Origin of the sequence: Pedobacter terrae, from assembly GCF_900100705.1 — a bacterium.
Lineage (GTDB): Bacteria > Bacteroidota > Bacteroidia > Sphingobacteriales > Sphingobacteriaceae > Pedobacter > Pedobacter terrae.
In genome coordinates, this window is sequence record NZ_FNCH01000007.1 from 29,496 (window position 1) to 42,750 (window position 13,255).

General features: G+C 36.4%; 12 protein-coding genes. 8 read left to right on the forward strand and 4 right to left on the reverse strand.

Features of this window, described 5'->3' with window-relative positions; translation table 11 throughout:
- Positions 1 to 6: 6 nt before the first annotated feature.
- A complete protein-coding gene (locus BLR60_RS10435; RefSeq protein ID WP_090499497.1) occupies positions 7 to 486 on the reverse strand; it encodes a methylated-DNA--[protein]-cysteine S-methyltransferase in 480 nt (159 codons plus the stop codon).
- A gap of 375 nt (positions 487 to 861) precedes the next feature.
- Here BLR60_RS10435 and BLR60_RS10440 point away from each other — a divergent pair, with 375 nt between their 5' ends.
- The 4 genes from BLR60_RS10440 to BLR60_RS10455 all read left to right on the forward strand — a co-directional run bounded on the left by BLR60_RS10440 (position 862) and on the right by BLR60_RS10455 (position 4,368).
- Positions 862 to 1,527, forward strand: coding sequence for a heme exporter protein CcmB (locus BLR60_RS10440; protein ID WP_090499499.1), 666 nt, complete (start codon positions 862 to 864; stop codon positions 1,525 to 1,527).
- Between the two features lie 117 nt (positions 1,528 to 1,644).
- Positions 1,645 to 2,307 (forward strand): cytochrome c biogenesis protein CcsA, encoded by a 663-nt coding sequence (ccsA, locus tag BLR60_RS10445; RefSeq protein WP_090499501.1) that lies wholly within the window; start codon positions 1,645 to 1,647, stop codon positions 2,305 to 2,307.
- A gap of 1 nt (position 2,308) precedes the next feature.
- Positions 2,309 to 2,527 carry a CcmD family protein gene (locus BLR60_RS10450; protein WP_167354720.1) on the forward strand — a complete coding sequence of 73 codons (219 nt, stop codon included), beginning with the start codon at positions 2,309 to 2,311 and terminating at the stop codon, positions 2,525 to 2,527.
- Between the two features lie 419 nt (positions 2,528 to 2,946).
- Positions 2,947 to 4,368, forward strand: coding sequence for a Glu/Leu/Phe/Val family dehydrogenase (locus BLR60_RS10455; protein WP_090499505.1), 1,422 nt, complete (start codon positions 2,947 to 2,949; stop codon positions 4,366 to 4,368).
- Positions 4,369 to 4,640: 272 nt separating this feature from the next.
- Here the strand turns inward: BLR60_RS10455 and BLR60_RS10460 are convergent, their stop codons facing one another.
- The 3 genes from BLR60_RS10460 to BLR60_RS10470 all read right to left on the reverse strand — a co-directional run bounded on the left by BLR60_RS10460 (position 4,641) and on the right by BLR60_RS10470 (position 8,919).
- Positions 4,641 to 6,038, reverse strand: a complete 1,398-nt coding sequence (locus BLR60_RS10460) for a hypothetical protein (RefSeq protein WP_090499507.1) — start codon at positions 6,036 to 6,038, stop codon at positions 4,641 to 4,643.
- 131 nt (positions 6,039 to 6,169) lie between these two features.
- Entirely contained in the window at positions 6,170 to 8,182 is a 2,013-nt protein-coding gene (locus BLR60_RS10465) for a hypothetical protein (protein ID WP_090499509.1), read from the reverse strand.
- Between the two features lie 56 nt (positions 8,183 to 8,238).
- Positions 8,239 to 8,919 (reverse strand): hypothetical protein, encoded by a 681-nt coding sequence (locus BLR60_RS10470; protein ID WP_090499510.1) that lies wholly within the window; start codon positions 8,917 to 8,919, stop codon positions 8,239 to 8,241.
- A gap of 253 nt (positions 8,920 to 9,172) precedes the next feature.
- Between BLR60_RS10470 and BLR60_RS10475 the strand changes: the two genes are divergently transcribed.
- The 4 genes from BLR60_RS10475 to BLR60_RS10490 are packed head-to-tail and all read left to right on the forward strand — an operon-like array spanning position 9,173 to position 13,219.
- A complete protein-coding gene (locus tag BLR60_RS10475; RefSeq protein WP_090499512.1) occupies positions 9,173 to 9,607 on the forward strand; it encodes a cytochrome c maturation protein CcmE domain-containing protein in 435 nt (144 codons plus the stop codon).
- Between the two features lie 5 nt (positions 9,608 to 9,612).
- Positions 9,613 to 12,078: a heme lyase CcmF/NrfE family subunit gene (locus BLR60_RS10480; RefSeq protein WP_090499514.1), complete on the forward strand. Its 2,466-nt coding sequence runs from the start codon at positions 9,613 to 9,615 to the stop codon at positions 12,076 to 12,078.
- A 3-nt stretch (positions 12,079 to 12,081) separates the two neighbouring features.
- The gene (locus tag BLR60_RS10485; protein WP_090499516.1) at positions 12,082 to 12,846 is read left to right on the forward strand and encodes a Rossmann-like and DUF2520 domain-containing protein; all 765 of its coding nucleotides are present in this window, start codon (positions 12,082 to 12,084) and stop codon (positions 12,844 to 12,846) included.
- 40 nt (positions 12,847 to 12,886) lie between these two features.
- The gene (locus BLR60_RS10490) at positions 12,887 to 13,219 is read left to right on the forward strand and encodes a 2Fe-2S iron-sulfur cluster-binding protein (protein ID WP_025143142.1); all 333 of its coding nucleotides are present in this window, start codon (positions 12,887 to 12,889) and stop codon (positions 13,217 to 13,219) included.
- Positions 13,220 to 13,255: the final 36 nt, after the last annotated feature.

A 13,255-nucleotide genomic window follows, 5' to 3' on the forward strand; every position in this document is an offset into this window, starting at 1 on the left:
ATGGTTTTAAAATTTTAATTCGGTTTGTCCTTTTTGGGCAACTTCACGCTCGTATTGTAGCAGCCATTGCTTACGCCATAAACCACCTGCATAGCCTACTAGTTTGCCGTTACTGCCAATTACCCTGTGGCACGGCACCACGATGGCAATGTTATTTTTTCCGTTTGCTGCGGCAATAGCCCTTATCGCTAATGGATTGTGCGCAGAAAATTTAGCGTAAGTGGTGGTTTCGCCAAACGGTATGTTCAATAAATCCTGCCAAACCTCGTGCTGAAATTCAGTTCCTTTCTGTTTTATCGCGAAATCGAAATCCCGAAGATTTCCATTAAAATATTCTTTTAATTGGTTGGCAACTTTTACGGTCAGTTCGTTTTCTGTCAAATCAGCAATATCCTTTTCTTCAAAAGTAACGGCATGCACAAAATCCTCATCAGCCAGGATGATTAATTTACCAATAGGTGTTTCTATAACTGATGCGTAGTTCATATTTCTATTTTACCACAGATTTACATGGATGAACACAGATTTTTATGCATATTATTTTTGTGAGTCTACGTGTTTAATTAAATTTTAAATGCCTTTAACTTTGTTTATGCTACTTCGAAAAAATAGCATCTGTGTTTTTCCTTATCATCTGTGGTTAATAGTCTTTCTCCGTGTCTTCTGTGCCTCCATGGCAAATAAAATTTTAATGCCATTAATCCCGATTATACTGCTTTAAAAATATACCTGTATTTATCCTTTTCATCCGTGGTTAAATCTCTTTTCGCGTCTTCGTGGCTAAATGAGTTGCCAAACAAAATTACAACAATACAACAATTTTGGCATGCAATATTTAGCAATAAAAGTATCTTTGCGGTTATGCAATTGGCCAAAGAGGTTAAATATTTAATTCACAAGGAAGTATTGTTAGAGTGGCGCTCCAAATATACCATTAACGGTGTGTTGCTTTATGTGGTTTCTACTATTTTTACCTGTTACCTCTCTTTTGTTAGCCTGGGTGATAAATTAACCTGGAATGCGTTGTTTTGGATCATTATGCTTTTTGCTTCCATTAATGGCGTATCGAAAAGTTTTTTGCAAGAAACCAAAGGTCAGCAGTTGTATAGTTATGTTTTGGCCAGTCCGGCTGCGGTTTTAATTTCTAAAACCGTGTATAATATCCTTCTGATGCTGGTATTGACCACAATCGCCTTAGGCTTTTATACATTAGTTTTTGATTCTTTTACGCCGCCCGATTTGTTGCTATATTATGTCGCTGTGGTACTGGGCAGTATCAGTTTCTCTACCGTATTTACTATGGTATCGGCTATTGCAAGCAAGGCCGGTAATGGCGGGATGTTAATGGCCATCTTGAGCTTTCCTATTATTATTCCGGTATTGATTTTATTAATTAAACTGGCTAAAAATGCTGTTGATGGCTTGCCATGGGAAAATAGTTATGATGAAATTGCAATGTTACTGGTGGTGAATGTACTTATGGTAGCCACGTCTTTATTGTTATTTCCTTACCTTTGGAGGGATTAAAGAAATGATTGAATGAAAGAATGATTGCGTTTTGAACGAGAAATCCTTTAGGATTATTAATTAAGAAGAAAAGACCATTCTCTCATTCAAAACTCAATCATTCAAAATTATATATGTATGCATAAAACCTGGTGGAAAATTTTAGGTTCAGTTCTGGTAATTTATACTGCGATTGCAGGATTGTTGCTTGGCGTACCCCGTTTACCGATATTAAATGAAACAATTAGAAATCTTTATTTCCACGTTCCCATGTGGTTTGCGATGATTGTACTGTTTTCGATCTCTGTTTTTTACAGCGTAAAATCATTGAGCACCAAAAGTGAAATTGATGATATAAAGGCTGTAGAGAGCGTAAATGCCGGTATTGTTTTTGGTCTTTTAGGTTTAGTAACTGGTGCCATCTGGGCGAAATTTACCTGGGGACAGTTTTGGAGTTTCGATCCTAAACAAAATTTTGCCGCCATTTCTATATTGCTTTATTTTGCTTACTTAATTTTAAGGAATGCAATTGATGAGGAACAAAAAAGAGCAAAGATTTCGGCCATTTACAATATTTTTGCTTTCCCAATGATGGTGGTATTACTTTTTGTTTTACCCCGCTTAAAAGATTCTTTACACCCAGGCAATGGCGGTAATCCAGGTTTCAACAGTTACGATTTAGATAGCCGCATGCGCATGGTATTTTACCCTGCATGTTTAGGCTGGATTTTAATCGGCTACTGGGTATATACCATTCGTTTCAGAATACGTTCAATAGAAAACAAACAACAACATAACTAAAATGAAAAAGATACTTTTCTCCCTGATATTGATGATGGCTACCTTGCAGTTATTTGCACAGGATAATGGCGTTGAAATGGCTGATAGCCTACGCAGTAACGGAAAAATTTATGTTGTGGTCATCTGTATCGTAATTATACTGGTTGGTTTACTTGCTTATCTTTTCTCGATAGATAAAAAATTGAAGAAAATCGAAAAAGAAAATCACATCGATAAGTAAATAAAGGTCGGACGGCGATAGCCCGGAAAATTTTTTACAGGAGATCAATTATATTGATCTCCTTTTTTATGCTGTAAAATTATGATATTCGTAATTGGTATGATGTTTTTAACCTTGGATTGATCAGTATCGTAATAAAATGGCCGTGTGGATATTTTTTTTATAATTTTTTTTAATCAGATTTGGTCATAATAAAACCTATCAAACTAGTCGTTTTATTCCTGCTAACGGATGGATATATCCGCGTTTAAACCTGTTTCAAAGTTGTTTTTGAACAGATTTGCATAATCGGTATAAAGCCTTATGCATTTGCTTTAGAAGGTGGTGTTAGCTGTACACTAAGTGTTTTTGCATTTGGATATGTGCATTTTTTTTAGGCAATTTTGCACCGAAAACTTATTCAATATAAAAAATAAATAATGGCTAATCTAGCAGACGAGAACAAGTTCTTTGCAGATGTTTGTAAAAACTTTGACAGTGCGGCTCAATTTACCAATCATCCAGAAGGTTTATTGAACCAGATTAAAACATGTAATAGTGTATATCGTTTCCAGTTCCCAATCCGCCGTGGAAATGGTTTTGAAGTAATTGATGCCTGGCGAGTAGAGCACTCTCACCACATGAGCCCAACAAAAGGTGGTATCCGTTACAGTGAAATGGTAAACGAGGATGAGGTTATGGCGCTTGCTGCCCTAATGACTTACAAATGTGCCATAGTTAACGTTCCATTTGGTGGTGCAAAAGGCGGTATTAAAATCAACACTAAACAATATAGTGTTGCGGAGTTAGAAACCATTACCCGTCGTTATACTACAGAATTAATTAAGAAAAACTTTATTGGCCCTGGTATTGATGTTCCCGCTCCTGATTATGGATCTGGAGAACGCGAAATGAGCTGGATTGCCGATACTTATATGACTATGAACCCAGGTCAGCTCGATGCATTGGGTTGTGTTACTGGTAAGCCAATTGCTTTACACGGTATCCGTGGTCGTAAAGAGGCTACAGGCCGTGGTGTAGCTTATGCTGTACGTGAATGTGTTGATGTTGCAGAAGATATGGCTAAAATTGGCTTTAAAGCGGGTTTAGGCGATAAAAGAGTAATTGTTCAGGGTTTAGGTAATGTGGGTTATCACTCTGCTAAATTTTTAGCTGAATTTGGTGCTACCATTGTTGGCCTTTGCGAGTTTGAGGGTGCTATTTACAACCCTAACGGATTAAATGTTGACGAGGTTTTTGCACACCGTAAAAACACGGGTTCAATTTTAGATTTCCCTGGAGCTACCAGCTTTAAAAATTCAATGGAAGGTTTGGAGCAAGATTGTGATATCATTGTTCCGGCAGCTTTAGAAAACCAGTTTACAGAACTGAATATTCGCAATATCAAAGCAAAAATTATTGCTGAAGGTGCAAACGGACCAACTACGCCAGAAGCTGAAGCCATTTTTACCGAAATGGGTGGTATTATCATTCCTGATATGTATTGCAATGCAGGTGGTGTTACGGTTTCTTATTTCGAATGGTTGAAAAACCTTTCACATGTGGCTTTTGGCCGTATGGAAAATCGTTATGCCGCTAATTCAAATGCTAATCTAATCAATACTTTAGAAAACCTAACCGGTAAAACGATCCTTCCGGAGCACCGTTTAATGATTGTGAAAGGCGCATCTGAAATGGAACTGGTTAACTCTGGTTTAGAAGATACGATGATTCATTCGTACCACGAAATCCGCGAAACTTTAATGACCAAACCAGGTACACAAACCTTAAGAACTGCTGCTTTCGTTAATTCGATCGATAAAATTGCGGTTTCTTACATGAACTTGGGTGTTTGGCCGTAATCAACCAATTGTCATTTATGAAGCCTTGCAGAATTAAACTGCAAGGCTTTTTTGTGAATAAGTTCGTCATCACAAATCCGATCTGAATCTTTCACTGGCTACGTAAGCCATTTCCAGCTTTTTTTGTTTTGGAAACGAATAGCCTGTATTGCATAGGGGTGGGTTACTCCTGCTGTACCTCCTGCCAATTGAAGGAATTGGCATCCGTCCCATCAGGTTTAGGTACAATGGACAGTTATCTGCGTAAACCACCTTGAATCTGCGGGAAATACTTACTTGCTGCTTGCCGGAATATCAACATTGAAATTAAAATTTAACGAACTTTTGAATCCATTTTTAAACACCTTTAAAAGTTGGATCAAGGCGTTACTGTCCTCATTTAAAAATAAAAGTTCCGACTCTAACTTAATTTTATCTTTTCCTGAATTTTTTGCTTTGATCTCCAGTTGACTAAAAGTACCCAGCTTATCTGCAATTAAGGGTATTGATGTTTGATTGATCAATTTTTTAAAGTCAACTTTAAAATAGAAGAATTCTTCAGATGATGCCCTTTTTAAATCGGGTCTAGCGCTTTTAATCGTACTTAATTGAACATTACCATTACTGCCATTGAAATAGAACTGGTATAAAGGAATCATTGCGCTGCTAATCTTTCCGGTAGATTGATCTAATGCGCCTAGCGATTTAAGATAATTACTCACTGCTTTATCGTCGGCATTTAAATTTATCGTAATTGACGGAATCTTACGGTCTTGAAGTATTTTTTTTTCCACCTGCTCAAAGTCATCATTATATTCATAGCCGACAATGGTATCTACTTGCGTAATGGTGTTTGTCCATTCAAAATCCAGATAACCTTTATAAAACTTCAAAAAGTTGTCTTTTGAAAATGGAGATGAGCTAACCGCAGTGTTCTTTTTAGATAAATCAGGTTTAAATTTTCCGTTTAACCACATATTCACCGTACTTTCTGAATTTAAAATCCGGTGTTTAGGCTGAGCAGCAGGTTCGAACCACTTGTTTACCATTTCACTATGCAAAGCAATTTTTCCATCATTAAAATTAATCCTGCTCAAATTTTCTGCATTTTGAAAAGACAAGTGATCGGAAAATCCTGCCAGTTGCTCAAATTTGCTATCGCTAATTTTAACCATGTTTTTCTGAGCCAATATTTCTTCCAAAACCTTTTTTACAGATTGTTTTTTAGGCGTAAATGCTAGTGCTACCGTTTTTTTATTCAACAAGAGGCAAATTGTTGAGTCGGCTGATTGAAAGAAATTACTGTCTTTTTTTATTAAGGAGAGTTTTTTCAGTACAAAGCGGTTAAAGGCCAAACTATCTGTTATTTCTAAACGCGTAAAAAAAGTATGTTGAATCGTTCCTTTTAAAGCGTAGATATAAATGTTGGCAGGAATTTTTAAGCCTGTATTTAAATCATTAACCTTTTCTTTAATTCCTTTCTTGTCTGCTTCATCATATTGACTGGGGTGTTTGAGGTAACTAACCGCAATGGTTTTGTATAACTCATCCACATTTATTTTTAATAAAGTTTCAGTAGTTGCAGGAATTAATACTTTATTGGCCTGGATTTGCCTGTATTTAAAAAAGCCAAAGTAAAAAAGAAGCAGCAATACAAGTATCGCTGCTGTTATTTTTAAAAATTTCACCATAATAAGGTTAATCGGTTAAGGGTTTAAATCGGTTAACTGCTGGTTGCCAACTGTTGATTGAAAACTAATTATTATCTGTTAATTGTTTCTGTCAGTTAACTGCAATTGCCAACTAAAAACTGCTAACGGAACTACTTTGCCGCATTTTCAATTAACGAAAACAAATATTTCAATGCATTTTCATGTCCGTTCGGAATTTCTGCACTAATATCTGCTGAAACCAATCTGCCCTTAATCGGGTTCGATTTCATGTATACATTACCCATTTTTTCTAAGGTGCTATTGAACTTTTTAGCAGTTTCCTCACCGCCAATTTCAGATGCAGGCACTTTGCCTACGAGGTTTTGAGCATTAAATAAAAAGCTGAAATTGTTTTTGCTCAATAGTTGCTTGTGCATTTTACTTAGTTTATTGCTGCTGTATTGATTGTTCTGAATGCCCTGCATTTCAGCTAATGAATTGCCAAAAAACACAATGCCATCTTTAATCTGGAAGTAAATGTCGATCGGACTTTTCTTTTCCATTACTTTATAAATGTTGCCATCTGCACTTACCAGGTTTTTGTTTACACCATATTTAATCAGTTTATTGATCAATCTGGTATCTTCGGAAGAAAACATGAAAAGGAAATCAGGTAAAGTTTCATTTTTTGTTTTTGTTACTTCTTTCTGATTGTAATCGTCATCGTAGTCATAAGAGGTATACGTAACTTCTTTTGTATTTAACCCGTTAATTACAAACAAGGCGTCGCCCTTAATAACTTTGCTAACTGCTTCTTCATCTAACAAAAGTGAAATCAGATCAGCGCCCAGGTCCATTTCTTCATCCATTTTAGCCCCCATAAAAGAACCATAAGTTTGTTTTAATAATTTAGGGAATTCTTCCAGATAAGCTTTGGTATCAATAGAATAGCTCATAAAGCCAAGTGCTTTTTCGCTGTTCACATATTTTAAAAACTTTTTGTTTAACTTTCTATTTAAGATTTTTTTATAGGAATCTGCTTGTTCCTGCGATAATTCCATACCTGTTGAGATGCGGAAACTTTTATTGTCCATAAAAAGTTTTGCATTTAAGCTGCCATAACCTTTCATTAAGCCTGCTTTACCATAGCTGCCGAAGGTTGGAGAAATTGCATTATAAGCATCTTGAAGGCTGGAAACCCAAAGTTCTGCAATAGCTTTGTTATCTAAACTTTCCGTGTATGACTTATTGGTTTCGATAGACCTATAATTCCCACTAAAAATTTGATCGGCCTGGGCGGTCATCCAAACTAAAGCCAGCCTTTTTTTCTTGGCATCCTGTTCTGTACGTTCTTGCTGATAGGTATCGTATTGTTCATCCACATCATCAGGAGCCATGTTGCCTGCCGTATCTGTTGCTAACGCTACAGGCTGATCAAAATCTGTGTCATCCTGGGTTTTTTTAGCTTTTTTGGTCGTTTTCTTTTTGCCTGCTTTTTTTGTTCTAACAGATTTTTTAGTGTTTTTTTTAACAGGCTTTTTCTGCACTTTTACTTTTTCAACTACTGGTGGTGCATCAATTACCTCGACCATAGGTGCATCTGTTATCGCATAAGCTGAATCAATAGCCACACTATCAGTAACCATGGCATCATCACGCAGAAACCTGACATCCTTAATTCCATAACGGGCAGATTTGGCAGAATCGGCAAAAAAAGAACTGCTAATGCTTCCCGTTACAAAATACAGCATGTTATTGTTCCATTTAATTATGCTCGTGCTATCTGGCATAATCATCGTACGGATATCGCCTTGTTGCGTAAATTTTTTCTGTTTATTTTCAATCAGGCTTTCAAATTTGTTAGCATCTTTTATCGGAATCAGAAAACAGTTGTAGGTAATACTATCACTTAACTGGTTAAAGTAATACATGTTTTTCTCCAGGTTAATTCCAAAATCTTCTATGCTGGTAAAATTTTTATCAAGCGATTTTGAAGTTTCGGTCAGTAATTTCTTGCCCAGAAAAGATTCATTAAAATCTTTTACAAACATGAGTTTAAAAATATTATCGCCCTTAATGGTGGCAACGGTAAAAGCATCTGCAGGTATTTTTTTTACCAAATCTTGTGCTTTGGCTAAATTAAATGATAGCAGGAGTGAGAAGGAAAATAGAATTTTTTTCATGGGTAATTTGTGCTATGCGCTATGCAACCTGTGGAGTTGCGGATCAGCTGTGATTATTATTTAGATAGTTGTATAGTATTAGATACGTTAATTTTGCCGTTAATAAGATCTGTGATGCTGCTTTTTAACATCACTGCTTTTTTAGATTTTGATACATTTGATGCCGGATTGCTACTACTTGTTACAACAGATTCGAAACGATAGATGCTGGTATAGGTTGCGCCGTTAAAAACCGCTTTGTCTTTGGCTTTTAATTTGTTGAACTCTGTTTTGGCAGTACCTATCGACTGATATTTCCGGCTAAAGGTCTTTGTTGTTTTATTATAGGTATAAGATGAACTATTGGTTGCCCTTATTTTTTGCCGGGCAAGAATGTTTTTGGTGATGTTATTGATATTGGAAACATCTTTAAAAGAAAAGCTAATGGTTGCGATGTAGTTAGTAAAATCGCTTGTACTTTTTACATTGGAAATACCCTCTGATTTTCTCAAATAAGCCACAGCTTCGTTTAATTCTTGCTGTATTTTCTGTTTACTAGGTACTTTATAACCTTGTACGCTATCCAACAGCATTACTGAAGCTACTTTGGTTTTACTTTGACTTAGGTTTATAGTTAGCGTAACATCGCCTGTACCATCATTTTTCATTGAAATTTCTTCAATTACCTCAAAGCAGGAGCTTAAAACAGGTATTAAAACGATAAATAACAAAAGCTTATAAAACTGTTTCAAGTTCATATTAATCCGGTTTATGTTTTACTGTGGAAAATAAAAGGAATGGTTATCTGAATGACCAAACTTAATAATTTCAATATAAACTTTTAAATGATTTAAAAGTTTCATTAGATTAATTATAAATATGGGCTTTGGAAAAAATATATCGCTTCAAAAATCAGATGATTGTCAATATAAAGACAAGAAAAATGTAAAAGAATGCTGGCTAAGCCTATTTTTCTATCTTTGTTGCCAGCTTTTACAACAAGTATAAACCATGAAGAAAAGTGCAATCATTGGATTAATTACCATCGCAATTTCTGTAGGAATTTTATTTAGCTTAAATGCAAATACAGACACCTATTCTAATTTTAAACAGGCCACCCTTTCTGAAAAGGAGGAGCATGTTATGGGCTATTGGGTAAAATCAATGGGTACTTATTATGATGCCGTAAAAGATGCGAACCATTTTTCATTCCATATGAAAGACGAAAAAGGAGAAGTGAGAGAGGTTATTTATGCAGGTACCAAACCACAGGATTTCGAAAAATCAGAAAAATTGGTGCTTATTGGTAAAATGGATAACGATAAATTCTACGCATCGAAAATTTTAATGAAATGCCCTTCTAAGTATAATGATAATCTGGTAGAGATTAATAAAGATGGCAAAGTAGATACTGTAGGTAAGTACGGCGAGAAAAAATATAACTAATTTTAATGGATATTCAATTTGTAGGCGAACACCTGTTACCAGGTAAAATCGGACAGTTTTTTATTGTTCTGGCTTTTAGTGCATCATTACTATCAACCATATCGTATTTTTTTGCCAGTCGCGATAAAAATCTAGAAGATAAATCCTGGCGTAACCTAGGCCGGATTGGATACCTGGTTAACTTTGCCAGTATTATTGGCATTGGTGCCATTTTGTTCTACCTCGTACTTGGTCATTATTTTGAATACTATTACGTTCAATCCCATTCTTCGAAACAACTTCCGGTATACTATATCATATCCGCATTTTGGGAAGGACAGGAAGGAAGCTTTTGGCTTTGGGCTTTCTGGCAATCTTTTTTAGGTGCATTATTGATCTGGAAAGCTAAATCATGGGAAAGCCCTGTGATGACGGTTGTGGCCTTCTCTCAGGTGTTTTTAACCTCTATGCTTTTAGGTGTAGAAATTTTTGGCGAGCGCATCGGAAGTTCTCCATTTATCCTGTTAAGAGATGCAATGGATTTAAAGGCACAGGCACCAGTTGTTTTTGCAAATCCAGAAAATTACAAAAATTACCTGAAGTTCATAACCGATGGAAAAGGTTTAAATCCGTTGTTGCAAAACTATTGGATGGTCATTCACCCACCAACCTTGTTTTTAGGTTTTGCCAGTATGGTGGTTCCTTTTGCTTACGGGATTGCGGCTTTGTGGCAGAAAAGATATAAAGAGTGGATTAAGCCTGCTATGCCATGGACGCTTTTTGCGGTAATGGTTTTGGGTACCGGTATTATCATGGGTTCGTTCTGGGCTTACGAGGCACTAAATTTTGGCGGTTTCTGGGCCTGGGATCCGGTAGAAAATGCTTCTCTAATTCCGTGGTTAACCTTAATTGGTGCCGTACACGTGATGATTGCCTATAAAAATACTGGTCATGCTTATTTTACCGCAATCGCTTTGGTATTCTTAAGTTTCTTATTGGTGCTTTATGCATCATTCTTAACCCGTAGTGGTATTCTGGGTGATACATCTGTTCACTCATTTACCGATATGGGCATGTTTGGACACTTGATTTTATATAATGTAGTATTCGCGGTATTGGCTGTTGCTTTGATTATCAAGCGATGGAAAGAATTGCCGATCACAACCAAAGATGAAGAAACCTATTCGCGTGAATTCTGGATGTTTATTGGTGCTTTAGTCGTAACCATCGCTTGTATCCAGGTGATCTTCTCCACTTCGGTTCCTGTATTTAACAAAGCCTTTGGAACCAACTTTTCTCCTCCAATCGATGCTGTAAAATACTATAATCAATGGCAGGCACCTTTTGCCGTATTAATCACCCTGATCTCGGGTTTCTCTCAATATTTAAAATACAAAAGAACAGATCCGCGCAAATTTTATAGCAGCCTGATATCTGTAATTATCTTTACAACCGTATTAACAGCAGGTTTGGTATATGTTACTCATATTTATACCAATACCATGTACATCCTGATTACTTTCAGTTGTTTGTTTGCAGTGCTTTCAAATGCCAGCGTATTGTACCAGGCTTTTGGCGGAAAGGTAAAATTGGCCGGATCGGCAATTGCGCACATCGGTTTTGCTTTCTTAGTTTTAGGTGCTTTAATTTCTGCCGCTACCAACAAACCTTTATCTATTAATGCAAATAATTTTATCCCGGTAAAAGACTTCGAGAAAACAGAGAAGCCTGGCGAAAACATCATGTTGTATAAAAATGAGCCTAAACAAATGGGTAAGTACACGGTAACTTATGTGAGCGATACTACTCAGGCCCCGAATACTTTTTATACGCTTAATTTCAAGGTTGTAGATAAAGACGGTAAGGTTAAAGAAGATTTCAATTTGCACCCTCATACTCAGGATAATGAAAAAATGGGTTTAATTGCTTCTCCTGATACTAAACATTACCTTACTTACGATGTGTACACGCATATTACCAGTGCTGCAGTTAAACAAACCGCTCATGACGATCATGAAGGACATTCTGATGATGAAAATTATAAAGCACCACGCATTGTTAAGGTTTCAGTAGGCGATACCATTCATACTTCAAGCGGTGTGGTCACCGTTAAAGATTTAGATAGAAAACCTACCGCCAAAGATTTAGCCCTGGCTCAGGGAGATTATGCTGTGGGTTTACCATTAGAGGTGAATGCTGCAGGTAAAGTTTATAACACAGAACCTATTTTCTTAATTAAAGGAAACAATACTTTCGATTTTGCTCGTAAAATAGATGAATTAGATCTGAAATTCCGCTTTTCTAGGGTTTTACCAGATGAGAAAAAAGTAGAGCTTCAGATTTTTGAAAAACCTCAACAAGCTAAAGATTGGGTAGTTTTTAAAGCAATTGAATTTCCTTTCATCAATTTATACTGGGCTGGTACCATCGTAATGGTTGTGGGTTTCTTACTTTCAATTTTTAGAAGGAGAAAAGAGGCTAAAACCGCATAAATCATGAAGATCGTTTTATTGGGGTCGGGTAATGTTGCCACACATTTAGCAAAAGCATTAAAAGTCGAAGGTGAAGATGTGGTACAGGTATACAGTCCAAATTTAAATCATGCAAAATTATTGGCTGGAGCGATTGAAGCTGATGGTATAAACGATCTTAATGAAGTTGAACAATATGCTGATTTATATATCATCTCTGTAAAGGATGATGCCATTGAAAGCATTGCTAGATCATTAAGCAATGTAACTGGTCTGGTGGTACATACTTCTGGCACTACCGATATTAACATTTTATCATCACAAGTTAGGAAAGCAGGCGTTTTTTATCCTTTGCAAACTTTTTCAAAAGATAAAGAGGTTTCATTTGAAAATATTCCAATTTGCATCGAAGCAAACGGTGAAATTCAATTAGCGATTTTAAAAAATCTCGCTGCCAAAATGAGTCGGAAGGTGCATGAGCTAAATGGTGAGAAGCGCAAAATACTACATCTTGCAGCCGTATTTGCCTGTAATTTTCCGAATCACCTGTACGCTTTGGCCAATAAAATTTTAAATCAGAATGGTTTAGATTTCGACATCATCAGGCCTTTAATTGCAGAGACAGCCGATAAGGTAATGAGTAACCTGCCCGAAAATGTGCAAACCGGTCCAGCAATCAGGGCTGATGAAAATACTTTAACTACGCATTTGAGCATGTTAACCGATATGCCCGAATTGCAGAACATTTATCAAACATTGAGCAATAGCATAAAATTAACGCTGAAATAGCGTAATTACGGCTTTTGCTTATTACTTTTGCAAAATAATTATGAGCATTTTTAAACTAAAAATAAATTTTGAAGAGGCAGATCACGAATCTATTGAATTGCCAATAGCAGCTGGTGAATCTGTATTAGATGTTTGCCTGGATAATGGAATCGAATTGCAACACAACTGCGGAGGTGTTTGTGGTTGCAGTACCTGCCATGTATATGTAACCAAGGGGATGGATAATATCGAAGAGATTTCTGATAAAGAAGAAGATTTTATCGATAGGGCTGTGCGTCCGAAAATTACTTCGCGTTTAGGTTGCCAGTGTGTGGTAATCAACGGCGATATCGAAGTGACCATTCCGGATCAGTCTGGTTTTATGGGCCACTAGTTAGTCTGGAGTCCGAAGTCTTCAGTCTGGAGTCGA